Raw genomic sequence first — 21,711 nt, 5'->3', positions numbered from 1 at the left:
GGCGCTGACTTTCGTCAGCGCCGGCTTTACTGATGCTGGGCTAAAGGTATATCAGAAGCGAGTACGCATGCCGACCGCGAATTCGGTCTGGTTCTGGAAGCCGTTGGCCGATCCTACGCGGTAGCCGTCGCTAAGTTTCATATAGTCGGCAGCCAGATACAGCTCGGTACGTTTCGACAGATGGTAGAAAGTAGACGCGTACAGCGTTTTCTTCTTGCCGCTGCCGGTGGCAGTTGCGCCGCTGGCGTCATTGTAGGCGTTCAAGGTGCTGGTGCCGGCTGCGTTGTAAGCAGCGTTCTGCGCCTTCATCACTTGATAGCCGACTTCATAGTCGAACGAACCTTGCGGTGTGAACTTAGCCGATACAGTGTACGCATCGTCCTTACGCTGACCGAGCGCACCTTGCTCTGCCGTGTAGTGGAAGTAACCCGCATTCAAGCGCACCAGATCGAAAATGTAGCTGCCACCCACCGAATAGGATTTGTGCTTTTCCAGACTGCTGGTGAGGCCGTTGCCGACGTCGGCTTGGTTGATGAAGCCGGAGACGATGAAATTCGAGCCGTTGTAGCCGATCGCCGCCGATTTGGTGGTGTTGTGGGCGAACTGGCCGGCGACGTTGCCGAACTGATAACCAAGGCCGGCTACCACGCCATTGTTGAACACTTTCTTCCAGACCAAGCCATTGTCATAGCGGGTGCCGGTGGCGCTGCCCGAGTAGAAAATCAGCTGTTTGAAGTTGTTGTTGTTGGTGTAGCCGCCTTCTTCCAGACCGAGCTTGGAACCGTAAGCATCGCCGTAGACCTGGGAGAAATCGCGTGCCAAGGTGTTTTGGCGGCCCAGTGTGATCTGACCAAAGGTGGTGTCTTGCATACCGACCCAGGCGTCGCGGTTAAACAGTACGCCCGGCGTATCCATTTCACCGGTGCCGACCACGAATTCGGCTTCCAGTTTGAAAATCGCCTTGAGTCCGCTGCCCAGATCTTCAGCGCCGCGGAAGCCGATGCGGTTGCCGCTGAACCAGGCGACCGGGATGCCGGTCAGGCGGTCGCCGGCCTTGTCAGCATGATTGACGGTGCTGATGGTGGCGTCGATCAGGCCATAGATAGTGACATTGGATTGTGCGTATGCTGCATTGACAGAGCCTATCGTCCCCAGAACTGCTAGCGCTAATAGCGACTTTTTCATTTTAATCTCCAGATATTTTTTAGTTGGATGTACTAATCGCATAGATCAGTGGGGGTAACTATAAAATTCGAAAGCTTACTAACTGCTTTCAGAAGGCTAAATGACCACTTGCAGGCTGTCGGTTTTGTGCCACAGCGTGGGAAAATAAATCTTGCTTTTGAAAGCTGTTAGTAAGCTTTGCGGGAGGGGGAGGCTGTCATGCGCTTACTGTGACAGCGGTCCCTGTGCCTGGCACTGCCGGAAAAGTGACCGTAACTATCAATCCGCTTCTCTGTCCGCTTTCTATCGTCGGGCTGGACAAGGCAATCTCGGCCTTGCTGGCAAGCGCAATTTCACGGACGATTGCCAGGCCCAGGCCGCTGCCATCCGAACGTTCTTGGTGCAGGCGGTAGAAGCGTTCGAACACCTGCTCCCGTTCTGCTGCGGGAATGCCCGGGCCATTGTCTTCGACGCGCAGAACGGTGGCGTGTCCAGTGCTTGCGACAGCAACGGTTACTCTGCCGCCGACCGGCGTATAGCGCAACGCGTTGTCGACCAGATTGGCGACCAGCTCTTCCAGCATGGATGGCGTGGCATGGACCATGACGGCCGCAGCTGCAGACTCAAAACCAAGATCGATATGCTTGGTCTGCGCCAGCGTCGCCAACTCTTCCAGCACGGTTTGCACCACTTCGATCAGGTTGACATCGGTCTGGCGCAAGGGATGGCCGATACCGGTTTCGGCGTTGGACAGTGTGAGCAACTGGTTGACCAGCCGGATCCCGTGCTGCACGCCGTTGTTGATCGCCCGCAGCGCGGCATCCTTGGCATTGGCGTCGCGGCTGCGCAGGCCGTAGTGAACTTGTGTATTGAGTAGCGTCAGCGGCGTGCGCAATTGATGTGAGGCGTTGGCGATGAAACGGCCGTGGGCCGACATATGATCGTCCAGCCGCTGCACGTAGTCATTGATGGCGTGCACCAGCGGCACCAGTTCGGTCGGCACCGGGGCGGCGTCGAGCGCTTCCAGGGTGCCAGGCTTGCGGCGTTGCACGCGGTCTCTCAAGCGCATCATCGGCGCCAGGCCATGCCGCAATCCAAGCAACAGCAGCAGCACCACCAGCACCAGTATTGCCAGCTGTTGCTGCACCGTGTGTTCCCACATGCGGTCCGACAGCATTTTGTAGGAATTCTGCGTTTGCGCCACTTCGATCAGAACCGATCCCTGTGCAGGCACGCCAAACACCGGCTGCGAAAAGGCGACGATGCGCACCGGGTCGTCGCGGAAGCTGGCGTTGAAATAAACCGATTCCTCGTTATGCGGCAGGCGCGGCGGATCGGGCAGATCGATTTGGCCGGCCAGCAGCGTGCCGTTGGCTGCAACCACGCGGTAGTAAACCCGGTCATGCGAATCCGATTGAAACAGCTCCAGCGCGGCGGGCGGAATCACCACCTGTAGTACATCGTCTTCATAGTGTATCTGTTCGGCGATGATGCGCGCCGAGCCGAGCAGCATCCGATCGTGAACCACGGTCGCCATCGCGATCGCATTGTTGTAGGTAACCCAGATGTTGAAGCCGACGAACAGTACCAGCGGCACCAGCAGCCAGAGCAGCAGCTGCGTGCGCAGACTGCGAAATAGCTTGCTGCTAAACCTCATGGTGCTGCTTGAGCAGATAGCCTAGTCCGCGCAAAGTGATGATGGCGGCGTCACCGTGTTCCAGTTTCTTGCGGATCCGGTGGATATAGACTTCGATGGCGTCCTGCGATACGTCCTCGGCCATCGCGTACAAGCTCTCTGCCAGCGCTTGTTTGCTGACGGTTTTTCCCATTTTCATGATCAAGGTTTCCAGCACCGCGTGCTCGCGGCGGGTCAGGGTGAGCGCCACGCCGTCAATCGAAAAGATCCGGCTGTTGCTGTCGTAACTCAGCGATCCGCACTGCAAAATCGGGTTTCTCTGCTGGTTGGAGCGGCGCAGCAGGGCACGGATGCGCGCCTCCAGTTCGTTGACATCGAACGGCTTAGCCATGTAGTCGTCGGCGCCGGCATTGAGGCCGATGATGCGGCCCTCGACCGAATTATTGGCAGTCAGGATCAGCACCGGCACGTTGTTGTGACGGCCGCGCAGGCGCTTGAGCACCTCGTTGCCATCCAGTTTTGGCAACGACATGTCAAGGATCACCAGTTCGTATTGTTGAGTCAGCAACAAATGATCGGCGTCGGCGCCGTTATAGACGCAATCGACCGTGTATTTGTTGCGGTGCAAGGTAAGTGCCAGCCATTCGGATAGTGGCCTGTTGTCTTCGACCAGCAAAATTCGCATATTTGTTTCCGTCCCGGGGAGGTCGCTCTAATAGAAAGAACGCATCTCATGGATATTGATGAAATGAGTTCTAATAATCTGGCGATGAGGCGGATTATGAAAGGCAAGCCTAAACTTGGCTACCGATAAATCGCGGTGCATGCAAATTTCCCATTGCTTTGCCAAAATTTCGCATGCTAGTATTGGTCCATCCAATGAACCTTTCGCATGGACAAGGCAATCCGCCAGCTATGCCAAGGGCACTAATCCGAGATGGACAATATGCTTGCTGATATGGCGCTTCCTCCTTTGCGCATCGATGCCCATCAGCACTTCTGGCTGCTGGCGAATCGGGCGGGGCAATGGCCGCCACCGGAGCTGGCGGCCATTCATCGCGATTTTCTGCCGCAGCAACTGGAGCCCTTGCTGCAGCAATATGGCATCAGCGGCAGCGTGCTGGTGCAATCCTTGCCTAGCATGAGCGACACCTTGTTCATGCTCACCCTGGCGGAGCGGAATGCGTTTATCCGGGCGGTAGTTGGCTGGGCCGACTTGAAATCGCTCAATGCCGAGCAGCAGATACAGTTGCTCGCCAGCCATCCGAAAATGCGCGGCCTGCGACCGATGCTGCAGGATCTGGCCGACGACTGGATTTGCGATCCCTTGCTGGCGCCGGCGATTGCCGCCATGCAGCGCCACCAACTGAGCTTGGATGCACTGGTTCTGCCGCGTCACTTGCCGGCCCTGCTGAAATTCGCCGAGCGCTACCCGGAGCTGCCCATCGTCATCGATCACGCGGCCAAACCGCCGAGTGCCAGCGCTGCGCTGGAGCCTTGGCAGGCATCGATAACCCGGCTGGCGGCCTTGCCGCAGGTGTATTGCAAGCTATCGGGGCTGGTGACTGAGGCTGCGGCCGGCTGGCAGATAGCGCAGCTGCAGCCGTACGTGGCGCATGTGCTGGAGGTTTTCGGCGCCCAAAGAGTGATTTGGGGCAGCGATTGGCCGGTGGTCAACCTGGCGGCCGATTACGGCCGCTGGCTGGCGGCTACCGACACCTTATTAGGTGATCTGGAACCTTTCCAGCGCCAACAAATCATGGGCTTGAACGCGCAGCGCTTTTATCGCTTGTAGCAGCAAGGCGTGGTTCAAGACTGGGCTGCCTAACTTGCCTAACGCAAGAACACCTTGTTCATGATCTGCGTAGCCGGATAAGCCACCAGCGATTGCACTACATGCGGCAAATCCAGCGGCCGCATGATCATCTTGATGGTCATGCCGGCTGACAGATGGTGACGGATGGTGGTGTTCATGCGGCTGTGGATCTGCTGCAGCATGGCTTGGTCGTCGGCGTGTTGCGGCATTCTGGTGTTGAACACGTGACGCAGAGCGCAAGCGGAGTCTTCGTTTTTAATTTCCAGGGTGCGGCGTCGCAAGGCGCCGAAGATGCGGTGACGGCGCAATCCCTCATGTTGCCGGAAACGCCGGAAATAACGGAAAAAATGCTTGTAGTGATTCACCTCGTCCTTGGCGATGCGCGAAGCCAAATCTTTTAATACCGGTTCGTCCGTGCTGCGCGACAGCGCTCCGTAGAAAGTGGCGGTGCCGGCTTCCACCACGCAGCGGGCCACCATTTCCAGGCCTTTGCTGGGTTCCAGCAATTCCACCTTGCAATAGGTCGAATATTCATCGAGGAAGTTGCGATAGGCGGTTTGCCAGTCGAACTCCGGCCATATGTGCTCGACATAGGCGCGCAGCGCCTGGCCATGCTGCAACTCTTCGATTTCCCATTGTTCGCGCAGCCAGGTGGAGATTTCCGGCTCGTCGCCGTAATAGTCCACCAGATTTTGTGTATACAGATCGGAGCCGCTTTCGACAAACGAGGCGCAAGCGACCAGATAAAAAAGGTTTTCATCGGGCCGGACCTGGGTGATATTGATTTTTGAAAAATCCAGATCGGCGATCTTCCAGTGCGTACTCTGTTCGCGACCTTTGTGCATAATCAATCTCTCCATGTGGTTGTGACTGATTGAAACTCATTCAGATATGACGCGTGCTGCTGCAATAGGTTCAAGGTACACGATTTTGCCGGAATGTGTGCATTTCGGGCTCATGCTACGATTAAGCCTTATTTTTCAGCGAGGTGAACATGAGCGGGCAAAATAATCAAAACGTCGAATATCGCGGTTATGTCATCGTGGCAAAACCGGTCCAAGGCCACGACGATCTGTGGCATGACGGTTACCAGATATTAAAAGCGGGAGCCAGCGTATCCAGCCGCACCAATACGGAAAGCGCACATGCCAGCGCGAATACTGCCTACGACAGCAGTGTCGAGTTTGCCAAGATCGAGGTGGATAACCTGGTTGCGCTGACCGAATAGGTTTCCGTGGCGGGAGGGCCGTACCTGGCAATAGTCGATTTGCAAATAAATACACTATAAAAAGAGGCAGACGCTTATGCAACGATCGCTATATCCCGCTTATGCCACATGTGCCCCGTATGCGGCGGCACTGCTAGTGTTACTGGCTGCAACATCAAGCCAGGCCAGAGATCCGCTGCCAGCGCCGGCGCTTACCTACAAGATTGCAGGTTTGAAAAAATCTGCGGAAATCCTGGTAGACCAATGGGGCGTGCCGCACATATACGCGGCGAATCAGGACGACGCTTTTTTTGTCCAGGGTTTCAATGCGGCACGCGATCGTCTGTTCCAGATCGATTTGTGGCGCCGCCGCGGCCTGGGCCAGCTGGCGCAGGTATTCGGTCCGGCCTATGTCCAGCAAGACCGCGCCGCCAGGCTGTTCTTGTACCGCGGCGACATGCAGCGCGAGTGGCAATCCTACGGCCCCCATGCCCAGCATGTGGCGAATACCTTCGTCGCCGGCGTCAATGCCTATGTCGACTACGTTAACGCCCATCCGGATAAATTGCCGTTCGAATTCAAACAGCTCGGCTATGCGCCTGCGAAATGGCTGGCGGAAGATGTGGTGCGAATCCGCAGCCACGGCTTGACCCGCAATCTGACCAGCGAAGTGGCGCGTGCCAACGTCGCTTGCAAGGCCGATCTGAAATCCGATGAAATCCGCTCCGGCCTGACGCCAAACTGGCAGGCGGCGATGCCGGACGGCCTGGATCCCTGCCTGCCGAAAGATTTGCTGAAAGTATTCCAGCTTGCTACCCAGGGCGTGAAGATCAGCAAGGAAAGCCTGCAGGGCGCGCCTGCCGATGCCGTGGTGATCGCCGTTGCGGAAAATCCGGAAGAGGTCGTCGAGGGCAGCAACAACTGGGTCATCGCACCGGCAAAATCGGCCACCGGCCGCGCCATCATGGCGAACGATCCGCATCGTGCCTATTCGGCGCCGTCCTTGCGCTACATCGCCCACATCAATGCACCGGGATTGAACGTGATCGGCGCCGGCGAACCGGCATTGCCGGGTATTTCGATCGGGCATAACGGCAGTGTCGCTTTCGGCCTGACGATTTTCAATATCGATCAGGAAGATTTGTACGTCTACCAGCTGAACCCTGAGCACCCGAATCAATACAAATACCAGGATAAATGGGAGCCGTTTAAAGTCATCACGGAACAAATCCAGGTCAAGGGCGCAGCGCCGGTTAACGCCGAGCTGACATTCAGTCGTCATGGTCCGGTGATTTTTGTCGAATCGGAAAAAAATCGCGCCTTCGCGGTCCGATCCGGCTGGCTGCAGCCCGGCATGTCGCCTTATTTCGGCAGCATAGATTACATGCGCGCCAAGAACTTTGCCGAGTTCAAGCATTCCTTGCTGCATTGGGGCGCGCCGACCTTGAACCAGGTATACGCCGATACCAAGGGCAATATCGGCTGGGCGCCAAGCGGGCTGGCGCCGATCCGCCCTAACTGGGATGGCCTGTTGCCGGTGCCCGGCGATGGCCGTTATGAATGGGCCGGCTTCTGGTCCGGCGACCAGCTGCCGTCCAGCTACAATCCCAAGCAAGGCTGGTTCGCCTCCGCTAATCAAATGAATCTGCCGGATGCTTATCCCTACCGCGAACGCAAGCTGGGTTTTGAATGGACCAACAATTCACGCTTCACGCGCATCAGCGAAGTGCTGTCGTCATTGAATAAAGTGTCGCTGGAAGATTCCATGCGTCTGCAAAACGACGATCTGTCGATTCCGGCGCGGCGTCTGGCGGCGCTGCTCAAACCTTTATTCTCCAGCGATACGCAGACCCAGGCAGCGTTGAATCTGTTTGCCGGTTGGGATTTCGTCGAGCGCGCCGATTCGGCGCAGGCCGCCTTGTTCGAGGTCTGGCTCTCGCGCCATTTGGGCAAGGCTTTCAAGGCTGCGGTGTTGAGCCCGGCAGCGGCTGAGGCAATGGGCGCGCCGGACGTTGCGGTGCTGCTGGATACCTTGGAGCAGCCGCAAGCGCGTTTCGGCCAGGACGCGCTGCAAAAGCGCGACCAGTTGCTGCTGGCTAGCCTGAATGACGCCTATGCCGAACTGCAAAAATTGCAGGGCAGCGATAGCAGCCAATGGCAATGGGGCAAGCTGCATCGCAATCTGATGGAACATCCCTTGGCCGCTGCGGTGGATGAAGCTACTCGCGCAAAATTGAATGTCGGACCCATGCCAACCCGTGGCGGCGCGTATTCGCCCAATCAGTCGACTTATCGCAGCAGCGATTTCCTGCAAACCAACGGCCCCTCGTTCCGGGTAGTGGTCGACGTCGGCAATTGGGATAACTCGCGAGCGGTCAATTCACCGGGGCAATCGGGTGACCCCGATAGTCCGCACTATCGCGATCTGGCGCAGAAATGGCTGAAGGGCGAGTATTTCCCGCTGCTGTATTCGCGGGCAGCGGTGGAGAAGGCCACGGTGGAGCGGATTCGCCTGCAACCCGACAATTGAGCCGCGGGCAGATTGAAAAAAGGGGCGCCGGTCAGCGCCCCTTTTTCATGCAAACTCGATACGTTGCGTGGTCTGCGGATTAAACCAATGCAGGGCTGCGGCGTCGAAGCCGGCGCTGATCTGCTGTCCGGTTTCGACCGCGGTTGCAGCCGGCACCCGCATCACCAGCAACTGATCCCCGATCGAAGCGTGCACCAGCAAATCGGCGCCCAAGGCTTCCACCAATTCTGCGCGCATGTTCAAACCGGGCTGGCCGAATATCAATTGTTCCGGGCGCAGACCCATGATGCAATCGTGGCCGGCAATTGCGCTGTGGGTGAACGGCAGCGCGACGGCGTCGGCGTTGGCCAGCGTGAAACTGCTGCCGTCTGCCGCCAGGCGGCCATGCAACAAATTCATCGGCGGCGAGCCGATAAAGCTGGCGACGAAGGTGGTCGCCGGTTTGGCATAAACCTGGGCCGGCGTGCCGATCTGTTCGGCGCGGCCGCCGTTCATAACGATCATGCGCTGGCCGAGCGTCATGGCTTCGACCTGGTCATGCGTCACATACAAGCTGGTAGTGCCCAGGGTGCGATGCAGCTTCTGGATTTCCAGGCGCATCTGCACCCGCAGCTTGGCGTCCAGGTTGGACAGCGGTTCATCGAACAGGAACACTGCCGGCTCGCGCACGATGGCGCGTCCCATCGCCACCCGCTGACGCTGGCCGCCGGACAATTGGCGCGGCGTACGTTGCAGCAGCGCGCCGAGCTCCAGAATCTTGGCCGCCTTTTGCACCCGGGCTTCGATATCGTCCTTGCTCAAGCCGCGGATTTTCAAACCGTAAGCCATGTTCTCGTACACGCTCATGTGCGGATACAGCGCATAGTTCTGGAACACCATGGCGATGTCGCGGTCTTTCGGCTCCAGCTTGTTGACTACGCGGTCGCCGATGACGATATCGCCGGAAGTGATTTCTTCCAGGCCCGCCACCATGCGCAGCAAGGTCGATTTGCCGCAGCCGGACGGGCCAACCATGACAATGAATTCGCCATCGGCGATATCGATCGAAATGCCGTGGATGACATCGACCGTTTTAGGGGCCTTGCCGTAGGTTTTCTTGACGTGCTCTAGATGTACTTTTGCCATATCACTTCTCGGAATCAACCAGCCCTTTAACAAACCATTTTTGCATCAGCACCACCACCAGGCCGGGCGGCAGCATCGCCAGCACCAGAGTGGCCATCACTATATTCCATTCCACCGCCGAATCGCCGCCGACGATCAAGGTCTTGATGCCGATGCCGATCGGATACATGTCTTGATTGGTGGCGATCATCAGCGGCCACAGATACTGGTTCCAGCCGTAGATAAACATGATGACGAACAGCGCGATGATGTTGGTGCGCGACAGCGGCCAGATCACATCCTTGAAAAAGCGCAAGGGGCCGGCGCCGTCGATGCGCGCGGCTTCCGCCAGCTCATCCGGAATGGTCAGGAAGAATTGGCGGAACAGGAAGGTGGCGGTGGCTGAAGCGATCAGCGGTATGGTCAAGCCGGCGTAGGTATTGAGCATGTGGAAATCGGACACCACCTGATAGGTCGGCGTGATGCGTACTTCCACCGGCAGCATCAAGGTCATGAAAATCATCCAGAAGAATAGCGAGCGGCCGGGGAAGCGGAAGTAGGTCATGGCAAACGCTGACAGCATGGAAATCGAGATCTTGCCGATCGCAATCGCCAGCGCTGAAATCAGGCTCACTACAAGCATGCGCGCCACCGGCGGCGCCGAGACGTTACCCGATGAGCCCTTGGTCAACAATGCGCTGTAGTTTTCAACGAAATGGCTGCCCGGCAGCAGCGACAAGGGCGCCGCCGCAGCCTGTTCAGCGGGTTGGGTGCTGCCGACAAAGGCGACATACAGCGGAAAGGCGATGATGATGACGCCCAGGATCAGCACCAGGTGGCTGACCATGTCGAGGATCGGGCGGCGCTCAATCATGGCATTCTTTCGTGATTTGGCTAACAACTCCGTCATCCTCGCGAACGCGGGGATCCAAATTACTGCCCATAATGGATTCCCGCGTTCGCGGGAATGACGCGGCAGGGTTATTCAAGGTTTCCTTCATGCGTACTGGACTTTCTTTTCAACATACTTGAATTGCACCACGGTGAGGACGATGACGATGGTCATCAGTATCACCGACTGCGCGGCGGCGCCGCCCAGATCGCCGCCCTTGAAGCCGTCGGTGAATACCTTGTAGACCAGGATCTCGGTATCCTTGCCGGGGCCGCCCTGAGTGGTGGCTTCGACAATCGCGAAGGTATCGAAAAATGCATAGACGATATTCACCACCAGCAGGAAGAAAGCGGTGGGCGACAGCAGCGGGAAAACGATGGTCCTGAAACGTTTTACCGGCCCCGCGCCGTCGATGGCGGCGGCTTCGATCAGCGATTTCGGTATCGATTGCAGGCCGGCCAGGAAGAACAGGAAGTTGTAGCTGACTTGTTTCCAGACGGCGGCAATCACGATCAATATCATCGCGTGGCGGCCGTTCAAGACATGGTTCCAGTCGATGCCGATGTATTGCAGCCAGTGGGAGACAATCCCAAGCGTCGGGCTCAACATGAACATCCACAGCACCCCGACCACTACCGGCGATACGGCGTAAGGCCAGATCAGGAAGGTTTTATAGATGGCCGCGCCCTTTATCACGCGGTCGGCGAAGGCAGCCAGCACCAGCGACAGGCTAAGTCCGAGCACGGCGACCAGCACCGAGAATAGTGCAGTGGTCTTGAAAGAGCCGAGGTAATTACCGTCAACGAGCAGCGTGCGGAAATTGTCGAACCAGACGAATTCGGAATAGCCGCCGAAGGCGTCCTGCAACAGCATCGACTGATACAGGGCTTGCACCGCCGGCCAGACGAAAAACAATAGGGTGACAATGATCTGCGGCGCGACCAGCGCGTAGGGCAGCCAGGCAGATTTGAAGCGAGCGCGTTTTTCCAAGATGGACTTTCTAACCGGATCGCCCGCGGCTATGCGGGATTCCAGGGTGTGACGGAGTTGCAATTCCCGCAGTGCAGGTGACACTGCGGAGGAAACCAGGTATCAGAATGTTTTAGGGGGGCTCAAAAACCGTAGCCTCAGCTGCGCTGACTTGGCCCAAGGTCGGCAGGAGAAGCGCAGCCGTACGAAAGTACGGTGAGCATCGCAGTGTCGAGATTGGGGCGCGCAGTAGGTTTTCGAGGCTCCCTTTACTTGTTTGTTTTTTCAAACCGTTCCAGCAACAGGTTGCCACGTTCTACCGCGGTGTCCAGCGCTTGTTTCGGCGTGATCTTGCCGGTCCAGACGTTTTCCAGTTCTTCGTCGATGATGGTGCGGATTTGCGGCATGTTGCCGAGGCGGATGCCGCGCGACTTGTCGGTGGTCTTGGTGATCATCTGCTTGACCGGAACATCGGTGCCGGGATTGCGGTCATAGAAGCCGGATTTCCTGGTGATTTCGTAAGCCGCCGTGGTGGTCGGCAGATAGCCGGTTTCCTGATGCCATTTGGCTTGCACTTCCGGTTTCGACAAGAACTTGAAGAACTTGGCGACACCCTTGTATTCTTCGTTCTTCTTGCCGCCCATGACCCACAGCGAAGCGCCGCCTATCATGGTGTTTTGCGGCGCGCCGGCCGCATCGTTGTAGTACGGCAGGGTGGCGATGCCAAACTTGAATTTGGAATTTTTCGCGATATCCGCATAGCTGGACGACGAGCCGGTCAGGATGCCGCATTCGCCGGCATAGAATTTCGAGGTTGCCTCGTCCTTGCGGCCGGCGTAGGTAAAGTAACCTTGCTTGGCCCAGTTCGCCAGATTCTCGATGTGCTTCACATGCAACGGGCTGTTGAACTTCAGGCGCGTGTCGAGACCGTCGAAGCCATTGTTCTTGGAGGCGAATTCGACGTTATGCCAGGTCGAGAACGATTCCAGTTCGACCCATGACTGCCAGGTGGTGGTGTAGCCGCATTTGGCGCCGCTGGCTTTCAGCTTGGCAGCGTCGACCGCGAGTTCCTGCCAGGTGACCGGCGGCTTGTTGGCGTCCAGCCCGGCCTTGGCGAACATGTCCTTGTTATAGAACATCACGGTGGTTGAGCTGTTGAACGGCAGCGACAGCAGGCCGCCGCCTTTCGGCGCCGCGTAATAGCCGCCGATGGCTGGCACATAGGACGCTGGATCGAACGGTTCGCCGGCCAGTTTCATCACCTCCGATACCGGTTTGATCGCGCCTTTGGAGTACATCATGGTGGCGGTGCCGACTTCGAATACTTGCAGGATGTCGGGCGCGTTGCCGGCACGGTAGGCGGCGATCGCAGCCGCCATGGCTTCGTCGTAAGCGCCTTTGTATACCGGCGTTACCTTGTATTCCGATTGGCTCTTGTTGAATTCGTCGGCCAGCCCGTTGACGCGGTCGCCGAGCGCTCCGGCCATGGAATGCCACCAAGATATCTCGGTGGTGGCATGCGCCGAAATGCTCATGGTCGCTAGTGTGCAAGCGATGGCTAGTGCTTTGAATTTCATCAGGGCCCCCGTAAATTTTTTGATGGTAGCGAATTCATATGACGGCCATGTGACAGCTGCGGCCTCGCTATAAAGCCGGATTCTATAGGTGACTTTGCAGGCGGCGCAATGCTTGTTTTCTTATGTGCAATCAAAACTAAGTGCCGGCTTGACGTGTCGCCTGCCATTGTTGCGTAAACATGGGGCTGAGAATAGCCTAATGGGGCTGAGAATAGCCTAAAGTGTAATTTTAATTACCATCGATCCGAGGCGTGTCTCTAGCTTTCATATTGAAAATCGGTGTATTCTCAAAAACCTCCAATCCAGTTCCTTTTCGATCTGTAATTGATGGGAGTGTAAATTTAATTACACAATAAAAATATCAGGAGACACCATGAGCCAAATGCTTACCTGCTGCAATGTTGCCGTTTGCCGGGGGCGTGCATGATTCCGCGCCAGCTGTTCGATCCCGACCATGAAGAGTTCCGTCTAAGCCTGCGCCGCTTCCTGCAAGCCGAAGTCTTGCCGCGCCATGCCGCCTGGGAAGAACAGGGCTTTGTCGACCGCGATATCTGGCAGCGCGCCGGCGAGCTGGGTTTCCTGTGCACCAACATGCCGGAAAACTATGGCGGCTCCGGCGTCGACCGCAAGTTCAGCACCATCGTGCTGGAAGAACTGGCGAGCAGCAACGCCTCGGGCATAGGCTGGCCGCTGCATTCAGACATCGTCGCGCCTTACCTGCTGCGTTATGGCAGCGAAGAATTGAAACAAGCCTGGCTGCCGCAGATGGCCGCCGGCACGGCGATTACCGCGATTGCGATGACCGAGCCGGGCACCGGATCGGATTTGCAGGCGATACAAACCACGGCGCAGGAAGATGGCGACGACTATATCGTCAACGGTTCCAAGATTTTCATCACCAACGGCTATAACAGCGACATGGTGGTGGTCGCGGTCAAGGTCGGCGACAAGATACGCGGCGTCAAGAATGTATCGCTGCTGGTGATCGAAGCCGGCCGGCCTGGTTTCAGCAAGGGCAAGCCGCTGAAGAAGATCGGCATGAAAGCACAGGATACCTGTGAACTTTTCTTTGAAAATGTGCGAGTCCCGAAGAGCAATATCATTGGCCAGGTCGGCGCCGGCTTCAGCATGCTGATGCAAGAACTGGCCTGGGAGCGCCTGCTGATAGCGATCACCTCGGTTGCCAATGCCGAAGCGATGCTCAGCGCCACCATCGAGTACACGCGCGACCGGCAAGCCTTCGGCCGCACGGTGTCGTCGTTTCAGAACACCCGCTTCAAGCTGGCCGAGATGAAAACCGAACTGCAGATTGCCCGCGTGTTTGTCGACCGCTGCGTTGAGCTGGAGGTGCAGGGCGAACTGCGGGTGGATGCGGCCGCCGCCGCCAAATACTGGTGCTCCGACCTGCAAGGAAAAGTGCTGGATCAATGTTTGCAATTGCATGGCGGTTATGGCTTCATGCAAGAGTATCCGATTGCGCGCGCGTACATCGATGCACGCGCCCAGCGCATTTATGGCGGCACCAATGAAATCATGAAAGAGATTATTTCTCGATCAATATGAATGCGGGTTTTTCTATTTTCAATGAATAAAGACATAGCTATGGCAAATGATTCAGCAAGCAAGTTGACAAACGAGTTGCGTTACGACGGCCGCGTCGCCATTGTCACTGGCGCCGGCAACGGTTTGGGACGGGCGCACGCGCTGCTGCTGGGAGCGCGTGGCGCCAAAGTGGTAGTGAACGACCTCGGCGGCGACATTCATGGCGGCGGCAAATCCAGCGCTGCCGCCGACCAGGTAGTGGCAGAGATCAAGGCGGCCGGCGGCAGCGCGGTCGCCAGCTACGATTCGGTGGAAGACGGCGCGCAGATCGTGCAGGCTGCGCTCGATCATTTTGGCCGGGTCGACATCGTGATCAACAATGCCGGCATTTTGCGCGACAGCAGTTTTGTCAAGATGAGCGCGGACGACTGGGATCTGATCTATCGGGTCCACGTGCTGGGCGCTTTCCGCGTCACCCATGCGGCCTGGCCGCATATGCGCAACCAAGGTTATGGCCGCATCATCATGACCACTTCGGCTGCCGGCATCTACGGCAATTTCGGCCAAGCCAATTACAGCATGGCAAAGATGGGTTTGATCGGCATGGCAAATACGCTGGCGATCGAAGGCGCGGCCAAAAACGTCTTGGTCAACACCATCGCGCCGCTGGCCGGCTCGCGTATCTCGGAAACGGTGATGCCGCCGCAGATGCTGGAAGCGCTCAAGCCAGAATATGTGGCGCCGCTGGCGGCGTATTTGTGCCACGAAAGCTCCAAGGAGAATGGCAGTCTGTTCGAGGTTGGCGCCGGTTTTCACGCCAAGCTGCGCTGGGAGCGCACCCGCGGCCGTCATTTCCAGGGCCAGGCCTTCGGTCCCGAGGAGGTGGCGCAGAGATGGCAAGAGATAGTCGATTTCGATGACGCCACCTATCCTCGGAATATAGGCGAATCGTTGATGTCTATCGTGCAGGGCGTCGATTCCTCATTCGGTCAAGGCAAGCCCTGAGCTGCAATGGCTAAACCCGTGGCTAATCCACTTCTGTCCGGCATCCGGGTGCTCGATCTGACCCGTTTGCTGCCCGGACCTTTTTGCAGCTTTTATCTGGCGCAAATGGGGGCCGAGGTCATCAAGCTGGAAGAGCCGCAAGGCGGCGATTATGCGCGCATGTTAGCGCCTGAATTATTTACCCTGGTCAATCGCGGCAAGAAATCGGTCGCGCTGGATTTGCGGCAGCTGGAGGCCGTCGCTGTTTTAAAAAAAATGGTGGCTCAGGCCGACGTCCTGATCGAATCGTTCCGGCCCGGCGTGATGGATAAACTCGGTTGCGGTTATCAGGAATTGAAGTTGATCAATCCGCGCCTGGTTTACGCGGCGCTGACCGGTTACGGCCAGACAGGCCCCTATAAGGACCGCGCCGGGCATGATATGAATTACTGCGCATATGCCGGTTTGCTGGATCAAACCGGCGCCGTCGATGGCGCGCCGGCGCTGTCGAATTTCCAAAGCGCAGACCTGGCCGGCGGCGCCTTGACCTGTGCGCTGGGGATTCTGGCGGCGGTGATAGGCGCACGCGCCTCGGGGCAGGGCAGCATGGTCGACGTCGGCATGCTGGACGGCACGCTGGCGCTGCAGGCGCTGTCGCTGGCCACCATCCGCACTCTGGGCGAGAGCAGGGCGCGTGGCAGCGACATGCTGAGCGGCGCCCTGGCCAACTACAGCATCTATGTCTGCGCCGACGGCAAGCATGTGGCGATGGCGGCCTTGGAGCCTAAATTCTTTCTCAATTTCTGCCAGGCCGTCGGCCGCCCGGATCTGGCGGCCATGCCGTTGGCGCCGGGGCCGGACGGCGCTGTCTTGAGGACGGCTTTAGGCTCATTGTTCAAAACCCGCTCGCGTGACGAATGGGAACTGCTGCTGGCGGATCGCGACTGTTGCGTATCGGGGATTTATACGCCGCAGGAAGCGCTGGACAACCCGCAGGTTAAGGCGCGCGGCCTGATCTGGATGGAGGACGGCAAGCCGGTAGCGGATTTGCCGATCAAGTTCAGCGATGCGCCTGGCGCCGGCGGCGCTTGTCCCGCGCTTGGAGCAGATACTGCTAGCGTATTGGCGCAACTGGGATTGGATCAGGCAGCCGTGGCCGCACTGTCTGCCACTGGCGCGATTTGATATTCGAGGCAGGGTTTCCAATCAGACGTGGAAAATTTGCTACTCATCGGCAGTGGCATGAATCAGCCGGTGATGGCGGTGACTCTCACCGCAGCAGCCCGCAACAAGCCGCGGGCCGAGGTCGAGCAGCAGTTGATCGCCGATATGGCACTGGTCAACGCCACGCTGGAGCCGCATGAAAAGATCGCCAAATGCGTTGTTCTGAAAGACGCCTGGAGCATGACAACGGCTTGATGACGCCGACCATGAAGGTCAAGCGCGGCGCGGTGGAGAAGCGTTACGCCGGATTGATGGAGCAGGAACTGCAGATACGCAACGCGGTCGGATGGGAATGACAAGCTGCTTGCCCATGCCGGTAAACAGCAATATCCATATGGATTTTTTTAAGCAACGAGAGGAAATGAAATGACAGTCAACGACATCATCAAGCTCATGCCGTCAGGCCTGAATACCGTAGCGACGGCGGACATGAAAAGCAGCATTCAATTCGATATCTCTAATCCGATGTATTTGCTGATCGATCACGGCACATGCACCGCACATGACGGCGTGGTCGATGCGCCCGACGTTGCGCTGACCATGGCGGATGAGGATTTGAAAGCGATGCTGAAAGGCGAGCTCAACGGCGCCATGGCGTTCATGAGCGGCAAGCTGAAACTGAAGGGCGACATGATGCTGGCGCAGAGGATTCCTTCCTTGTTCGACGCCAGCAAGATTGCCTGATTTGTTCGTTGCTCTTCATCGGCTGCCGATGAAGAGCAACACCGACATCATTCGAAGTGTTGGCCTTGCTCCGCCATTTTTACCAGTATCGCTGCCGGTGCAAAATAACTGCCGAATTGCTCTGACAGCTGCTGCGCCCGTTTGACAAAATTCGCGACGCCATAGGCATTGATGTATTGCAGCGCTCCGCCTTGGAACGGCGCAAAACCCCAACCGAAAATGCTGCCGATATTGGCGTCGGCGACGGTCAGCACCACCTTCTCCTCATAGCATTTGGCCGCTTCATTGGCCTGTGCAAACATCATGCGTTCGATCAGATCCTTTTGCGGCAGTTGCTCGGCGGCGAGCGGAAAGGCTTGCCGCAAACCGGGCCACAGATGCTTGCTTTGATTTTCGGGGTAATCGTAAAAGCCCTTGCCGTATTTTTTTCCTTTGCGATCCAATTGGGTGACCATTTTTTCCAGTCCGGCATCGGCTGGATGGCCGGCAAAAGGCTTGCCTGCTTCAGCGAAATCCTTGCGGGTCTGTTGCAGGATATGCAGCGACAGCGACAAGCTGACTTCGTCATGCACAGCCAGCGGCCCAACCGGCATGCCGGCCTGCAAGCCGGCCATCTCGATGGCGCGCGGATGCTGGCCTTCCATCAGCAGCTGCAAGCCTTCCATCACGTAAGTGCCAAATACACGCGAGGTGTAGAAACCGCGCGAGTCGTTGACCACGATCGGGGTCTTCTTGATCTGCTGCACGTAATCGAAACCGCGCGCCAGCGTTTGCTGGCTGGTGTGCTGGCCGACGATGATCTCAACCAGCGGCATCTTGTCCACCGGTGAAAAGAAATGCAGGCCGATGAAGTTTTCCGGCCGCACGCTGGCTTGCGCCAGGCCGGTGATCGGCAAGGTCGAGGTGTTCGACGCAAACACCGCGTCCGCGCCGATCAGCGCTTCGGTTTTCCGGGTCACCTCAGCCTTGACCTGACGATCTTCAAAGACCGCCTCGATAATCAGATCGCAGTCGGACAGATCGTCGAAATCCACGGTCGGCTTGATGCGGTTCAGCAGGGTTTCCTTGCCCTCCGCAGTTTGCTGCTTGCGCTTGATCGCCTTGTCGAGCAGCTTGCTGGAATAGTCCTTGCCGTTTTCCGCATTTTCCATGCTGTTATCCAGCAGCGCCACTTGTATGCCGGCCTTGGCCGAGGCATAGGCAATGCCGGCACCCATCATGCCCGCGCCCAGTATCCCAACCTTGCTGACTTTGGACGGTGCAAGGCCTTCCGGGCGCGACTTGCCCTTGTTGATGGCGTTGAGCTGGAACCACAGCGTGCCGATCATGTTCTTGGCGACCGGCGACAAGGCGCAGTTGACGAAGTAGCGCGATTCGATTTCGCAGCCGGTGTCGAAATCGACAATGCCGCCTTCGAATACGCAACTCATGATATTGGTCGCCGCCGGATAATTGCCGTGCGTCTTGACGCTTGCCATGGAGGGCGCGATAGACCATAGCTGGCCGTTGGCCGGGCTGCGTGAATCGCCGCCGGGCCAGCGGAATTTCTTGTCGTCCCATGGCTGCTGCGCTTTGGGATTGGCCAAGCACCAGGCTTTAGCTTTCGCCAGCAGATCCTGTTTATCGCTCGCCAGTTCCTGGATAATTCCTTGCTGCAGCGCTTCTTCAGCACGCAGTTCCTTACCTTCCAACATCAACTGCAGCGCGCTCTGGATGCCAATCATGCGTGGCAAGCGTTGCGTGCCGCCACCGCCCGGCAGCAGGCCGAGCTTGACTTCAGGCAGGCCGAATTTGGCCTTCGGATTATTCATGGCGATGCGGTAATGGCAAGCCAGAGCCAGTTCCAGCCCGCCGCCCAGCGCGGTGCCGTTAAGTGCCGCCACTACTGGCCGGCCGCATTGTTCCAGGCGGCGCAGAAAGCCTTTGAATTCCTGCACCAGATCGAAGGCTGCTTGCGCCTCGGTGATTTGATACAGCTTTTCAATATCGGCGCCGGCGACGAAATCCGCCTTGCCCGAAGTGATGATGACGCCGGCGATGGCGGCATCGGCTTCGATGGCGGCAACGGCTTCCATGAACGGCGCAGTTAGCGCCTCATTCAAAACATTCATCGAATGCCCCGGCATGTCCAGGGTTAAGGTGACGATATTGTCCGCATCTTTTTTGAAATTCACGCTCATGATCTGGCTTTCTTTAAACACGTTCGATGATGGTGGCGATACCCATGCCGCCGCCGACGCAGAGCGAGATCAAGGCAGTCGCCTTGCTGCTCCGTTCCAGTTCGTCGAGCGCGGTGCCGAGGATCATGGCGCCGGTTGCTCCCAGCGGATGGCCCATGGCGATCGAGCCGCCGTTGACATTGACCCGGCTCGGATCGATATCGAGATCGCGGACGGCGCGCATCACAACCGCAGCAAACGCTTCATTGATTTCGAACAGGTCGATATCCTTGGTCGCCATCCCGGCCTTGGCCAGCGCTTTACGCGCGGCCGGAGCGATGCCGGTCAGCATGATGGTCGGTTCCGAGCCGGTGACGGCGGTGGCGACAATCCGGGCACGCGGCTTCAAACCCAGTTTTTCTCCCATCTCCTTGCTGCCCACCAAAACCAGCGCAGCGCCATCGACGATGCCAGAGGAATTACCGGCGTGGTGCACATGGTTGATTTTTTCGACGGTGGTGTATTTGCGCAGCGCCGTCGCATCGAAACCCATCTGGCCGATTTGTTCGAAGGCGGGGTTCAGCGCCGCCAGGTTTTCCAGCGTGGTCTGGGCGCGGATGTATTCGTCGTGATCCAGAATCACCATGCCGTTCAGATCCTTGACTGCGATCAGGGATTTATTGAAGCGGCCTTCGGCACGGGCGCGCGCGGCCTTCTGTTGCGATTGCAGCGCAAAGTTATCGACATCGCTGCGGGAAAAATTTTCCAGCGTCGCGATCAGATCGGCGCCTATGCCTTGCGGCGCAAAGCCGGTGATCTGGTTGACCCGCGGGTCCATGAACCAGGCCCCGCCATCCGAACCCATGGCCCAGCGCGACATGCTTTCGACGCCGCCCGCCACCACCAGTTGCTCCTGGCCAGACATGACTTTCATCGCAGCCAGGTTGACTGACTCCAGGCCCGAAGCGCAAAACCGCGATTGCGTCACGCCCGGCACTGACTGATCCCAGCCGGCATACAGCACCGCAGTGCGGGCAATGTCCGCACCTTGTTCGCCGACCGGCGTCACGCAGCCGAGCACTACATCGTCGACCTGCGAAGTATCAAGGCGGTTGCGTTGTTCCAACGCCTGCAGCAGCTGCGCCAGCAGATTGACCGGCGTCACCTGGTGCAGGCTGCCGTCTTTCTTGCCCTTGCCGCGCGGCGTCCGTACGGAATCGAAAATATAGGCTTCAGTCATAGCGTCTCCGGCTTGTATGTTTTGGTAATTGAAATTACACTTTATATCTGATTTATGCTGATTACCCACTGTAGTTAAAGCAATGACCAGCGTCAATTGGTAATTCACTCTAAACCAAAGCCCGAAACTGCAGGTCGCAATGATCGTAATATTAATTACACATATAACAAAGCCATAAGCAAACCTATGTCATCGGAAAACCAGAAAATCGTATTGGACCGCGCTTTACTCAAGCCCGTGATCAGGCAAAGGATTGAGGATGCGGTACTGGATTTATTTTCAGAGCGCGAATTCCGTAGCGTCGGCTTCGGCGAAATTGCCAGCGCCGCCAGCGTCTCGCTGCAGACCATCTATAAATACTACGGCAGCAAGGAGGCGCTGTTGTTCGCCTGCCTTGAAACCTGGCTCGGCACATTGGCTTCACGCATGCTCGATCACTTGCAGGGCATCGAGAGTTGCCAGGATAAATTGCGCAAGGTGTTCTGGGTGGTGCTGGATTTCTTCGACCGGAATCCCAAGGTAAGCCAACTCATCATGAGTTCGCTGCAGGTCAGCGCATGGGGCCGCGATCGCACTTTCCGGCAGCCGGAAATGATGGAGGTCTTGATGAAAACCCTGACCGACGGCCGGGCGCAAGGCGTGCTGACGGATGAGGTGGATGAGAAAATCCTGCTGGATTATTTCATCGGCATCCTGGAAAGGCTGGTGCATATGCACACCATGCGCGGCGAAACGGAGCCGCTGGCGTTGCAGTCGAATGCGCTGTTCAAGATGTTGTGGCGGGCGATTGCCAGGCCGGAGCAGATTTAGGCAGTCCGGTTCATGGATAAAAAAATAGCGCCGCTGATAAAGCCGGCGCTATTTTTATATGTGACGTCGATAAGTTTTTGCATCCTTATCAACTGCAACAAGTTTGTCTTACGCGAAATTCTTCGAAGCAAATTCCCAATTCGCCAATGCCAAGAATGCTTCCAGGTATTTTG

The 21,711-nt window shown here is 57.5% G+C and carries 19 protein-coding genes; 9 read left to right on the top strand and 10 right to left on the bottom strand.

Going from position 1 to position 21,711, the window contains the following annotated elements:
* Window positions 1-51 precede the first annotated feature (51 nt).
* The 3 genes from KHU33_RS20975 to KHU33_RS20965 form a co-directional block, all read right to left on the bottom strand.
* Window positions 52-1,185 carry a porin gene (locus tag KHU33_RS20975; protein WP_211466511.1) on the bottom strand — a complete coding sequence of 378 codons (1,134 nt, stop codon included), beginning with the start codon at window positions 1,183-1,185 and terminating at the stop codon, window positions 52-54.
* A 196-nt stretch (window positions 1,186-1,381) separates the two neighbouring features.
* The gene (locus KHU33_RS20970; protein ID WP_211466509.1) at window positions 1,382-2,821 is read right to left on the bottom strand and encodes a sensor histidine kinase; all 1,440 of its coding nucleotides are present in this window, start codon (window positions 2,819-2,821) and stop codon (window positions 1,382-1,384) included.
* A complete protein-coding gene (locus tag KHU33_RS20965; RefSeq protein ID WP_211466507.1) occupies window positions 2,811-3,485 on the bottom strand; it encodes a response regulator in 675 nt (224 codons plus the stop codon). The genes KHU33_RS20970 and KHU33_RS20965 overlap by 11 nt, the downstream gene beginning before the upstream one ends.
* Before the next feature lie 261 nt (window positions 3,486-3,746).
* Here KHU33_RS20965 and KHU33_RS20960 point away from each other — a divergent pair, with 261 nt between their 5' ends.
* The gene (locus tag KHU33_RS20960) at window positions 3,747-4,595 is read left to right on the top strand and encodes an amidohydrolase family protein (RefSeq protein WP_230414447.1); all 849 of its coding nucleotides are present in this window, start codon (window positions 3,747-3,749) and stop codon (window positions 4,593-4,595) included.
* Window positions 4,596-4,633: 38 nt separating this feature from the next.
* Here the strand turns inward: KHU33_RS20960 and KHU33_RS20955 are convergent, their stop codons facing one another.
* A complete protein-coding gene (locus tag KHU33_RS20955; protein ID WP_211466505.1) occupies window positions 4,634-5,461 on the bottom strand; it encodes a ferritin-like domain-containing protein in 828 nt (275 codons plus the stop codon).
* Between the two features lie 149 nt (window positions 5,462-5,610).
* Between KHU33_RS20955 and KHU33_RS20950 the strand changes: the two genes are divergently transcribed.
* The gene (locus tag KHU33_RS20950; protein ID WP_211466503.1) at window positions 5,611-5,844 is read left to right on the top strand and encodes a hypothetical protein; all 234 of its coding nucleotides are present in this window, start codon (window positions 5,611-5,613) and stop codon (window positions 5,842-5,844) included.
* 76 nt (window positions 5,845-5,920) lie between these two features.
* Entirely contained in the window at window positions 5,921-8,353 is a 2,433-nt protein-coding gene (locus KHU33_RS20945) for a penicillin acylase family protein (protein WP_211466500.1), read from the top strand.
* Window positions 8,354-8,398: 45 nt separating this feature from the next.
* Here KHU33_RS20945 and KHU33_RS20940 read toward each other — a convergent pair whose 3' ends face one another.
* From KHU33_RS20940 to ugpB, 4 genes are all read right to left on the bottom strand, one after another.
* Window positions 8,399-9,478 carry a sn-glycerol-3-phosphate import ATP-binding protein UgpC gene (locus KHU33_RS20940; RefSeq protein ID WP_211466498.1) on the bottom strand — a complete coding sequence of 360 codons (1,080 nt, stop codon included), beginning with the start codon at window positions 9,476-9,478 and terminating at the stop codon, window positions 8,399-8,401.
* A 1-nt stretch (window position 9,479) separates the two neighbouring features.
* Window positions 9,480-10,331 (bottom strand): sn-glycerol-3-phosphate ABC transporter permease UgpE, encoded by an 852-nt coding sequence (gene ugpE, locus KHU33_RS20935; protein ID WP_211466496.1) that lies wholly within the window; start codon window positions 10,329-10,331, stop codon window positions 9,480-9,482.
* A gap of 123 nt (window positions 10,332-10,454) precedes the next feature.
* A complete protein-coding gene (gene ugpA, locus KHU33_RS20930; RefSeq protein ID WP_211466494.1) occupies window positions 10,455-11,339 on the bottom strand; it encodes a sn-glycerol-3-phosphate ABC transporter permease UgpA in 885 nt (294 codons plus the stop codon).
* A gap of 248 nt (window positions 11,340-11,587) precedes the next feature.
* Window positions 11,588-12,895: a sn-glycerol-3-phosphate ABC transporter substrate-binding protein UgpB gene (gene ugpB / locus KHU33_RS20925; RefSeq protein ID WP_211466492.1), complete on the bottom strand. Its 1,308-nt coding sequence runs from the start codon at window positions 12,893-12,895 to the stop codon at window positions 11,588-11,590.
* 423 nt (window positions 12,896-13,318) lie between these two features.
* Here ugpB and KHU33_RS20920 point away from each other — a divergent pair, with 423 nt between their 5' ends.
* The 5 genes from KHU33_RS20920 to KHU33_RS20900 all read left to right on the top strand — a co-directional run bounded on the left by KHU33_RS20920 (window position 13,319) and on the right by KHU33_RS20900 (window position 17,329).
* Window positions 13,319-14,458 (top strand): acyl-CoA dehydrogenase family protein, encoded by a 1,140-nt coding sequence (locus KHU33_RS20920; protein WP_211466490.1) that lies wholly within the window; start codon window positions 13,319-13,321, stop codon window positions 14,456-14,458.
* Window positions 14,459-14,497: 39 nt separating this feature from the next.
* Entirely contained in the window at window positions 14,498-15,442 is a 945-nt protein-coding gene (locus KHU33_RS20915) for an SDR family oxidoreductase (RefSeq protein WP_211466488.1), read from the top strand.
* Window positions 15,443-15,460: 18 nt separating this feature from the next.
* Window positions 15,461-16,606: a CaiB/BaiF CoA transferase family protein gene (locus KHU33_RS20910; protein ID WP_211466486.1), complete on the top strand. Its 1,146-nt coding sequence runs from the start codon at window positions 15,461-15,463 to the stop codon at window positions 16,604-16,606.
* A 27-nt stretch (window positions 16,607-16,633) separates the two neighbouring features.
* Window positions 16,634-16,840: a hypothetical protein gene (locus KHU33_RS20905; protein WP_211466484.1), complete on the top strand. Its 207-nt coding sequence runs from the start codon at window positions 16,634-16,636 to the stop codon at window positions 16,838-16,840.
* 171 nt (window positions 16,841-17,011) lie between these two features.
* Window positions 17,012-17,329 (top strand): SCP2 sterol-binding domain-containing protein, encoded by a 318-nt coding sequence (locus KHU33_RS20900; RefSeq protein ID WP_211466482.1) that lies wholly within the window; start codon window positions 17,012-17,014, stop codon window positions 17,327-17,329.
* 47 nt (window positions 17,330-17,376) lie between these two features.
* Here KHU33_RS20900 and KHU33_RS20895 read toward each other — a convergent pair whose 3' ends face one another.
* Complete coding sequence (locus KHU33_RS20895) at window positions 17,377-19,509, bottom strand: 3-hydroxyacyl-CoA dehydrogenase NAD-binding domain-containing protein (RefSeq protein WP_211466480.1); 2,133 nt, start codon at window positions 19,507-19,509, stop codon at window positions 17,377-17,379.
* A 13-nt stretch (window positions 19,510-19,522) separates the two neighbouring features.
* A complete protein-coding gene (locus KHU33_RS20890; protein ID WP_211466478.1) occupies window positions 19,523-20,728 on the bottom strand; it encodes an acetyl-CoA C-acetyltransferase in 1,206 nt (401 codons plus the stop codon).
* Between the two features lie 186 nt (window positions 20,729-20,914).
* On the opposite strand from KHU33_RS20890, the gene KHU33_RS20885 reads away from it, so the two are divergent.
* On the top strand, window positions 20,915-21,538 hold the full coding sequence (locus tag KHU33_RS20885; protein ID WP_230414446.1) for a TetR/AcrR family transcriptional regulator: 624 nt from the start codon (window positions 20,915-20,917) through the stop codon (window positions 21,536-21,538).
* Window positions 21,539-21,711 lie beyond the last annotated feature (173 nt).

The organism is Collimonas silvisoli, from assembly GCF_018305005.1.
Classification (GTDB): domain Bacteria; phylum Pseudomonadota; class Gammaproteobacteria; order Burkholderiales; family Burkholderiaceae_D; genus Collimonas; species Collimonas silvisoli.
Note: the sequence above shows the minus strand (reverse complement) of the source record. Positions and strands in the feature narration are given on the sequence as shown.

Coding starts and splice junctions, on each gene's coding strand:
- KHU33_RS20975 (WP_211466511.1), bottom strand. CDS start 1,185: ATGAAAAAGTCGCTATTAGCGCTAGCAGTTCTGGGGACGATAGGCTCT.
- KHU33_RS20970 (WP_211466509.1), bottom strand. CDS start 2,821: ATGAGGTTTAGCAGCAAGCTATTTCGCAGTCTGCGCACGCAGCTGCTG.
- KHU33_RS20965 (WP_211466507.1), bottom strand. CDS start 3,485: ATGCGAATTTTGCTGGTCGAAGACAACAGGCCACTATCCGAATGGCTG.
- KHU33_RS20960 (WP_230414447.1), top strand. CDS start 3,747: ATGCTTGCTGATATGGCGCTTCCTCCTTTGCGCATCGATGCCCATCAG.
- KHU33_RS20955 (WP_211466505.1), bottom strand. CDS start 5,461: ATGCACAAAGGTCGCGAACAGAGTACGCACTGGAAGATCGCCGATCTG.
- KHU33_RS20950 (WP_211466503.1), top strand. CDS start 5,611: ATGAGCGGGCAAAATAATCAAAACGTCGAATATCGCGGTTATGTCATC.
- KHU33_RS20945 (WP_211466500.1), top strand. CDS start 5,921: ATGCAACGATCGCTATATCCCGCTTATGCCACATGTGCCCCGTATGCG.
- KHU33_RS20940 (WP_211466498.1), bottom strand. CDS start 9,478: ATGGCAAAAGTACATCTAGAGCACGTCAAGAAAACCTACGGCAAGGCC.
- ugpE (WP_211466496.1), bottom strand. CDS start 10,331: ATGATTGAGCGCCGCCCGATCCTCGACATGGTCAGCCACCTGGTGCTG.
- ugpB (WP_211466492.1), bottom strand. CDS start 12,895: ATGAAATTCAAAGCACTAGCCATCGCTTGCACACTAGCGACCATGAGC.
- KHU33_RS20920 (WP_211466490.1), top strand. CDS start 13,319: ATGATTCCGCGCCAGCTGTTCGATCCCGACCATGAAGAGTTCCGTCTA.
- KHU33_RS20915 (WP_211466488.1), top strand. CDS start 14,498: ATGGCAAATGATTCAGCAAGCAAGTTGACAAACGAGTTGCGTTACGAC.
- KHU33_RS20900 (WP_211466482.1), top strand. CDS start 17,012: ATGACAGTCAACGACATCATCAAGCTCATGCCGTCAGGCCTGAATACC.
- KHU33_RS20895 (WP_211466480.1), bottom strand. CDS start 19,509: ATGAGCGTGAATTTCAAAAAAGATGCGGACAATATCGTCACCTTAACC.
- KHU33_RS20890 (WP_211466478.1), bottom strand. CDS start 20,728: ATGACTGAAGCCTATATTTTCGATTCCGTACGGACGCCGCGCGGCAAG.
- KHU33_RS20885 (WP_230414446.1), top strand. CDS start 20,915: ATGTCATCGGAAAACCAGAAAATCGTATTGGACCGCGCTTTACTCAAG.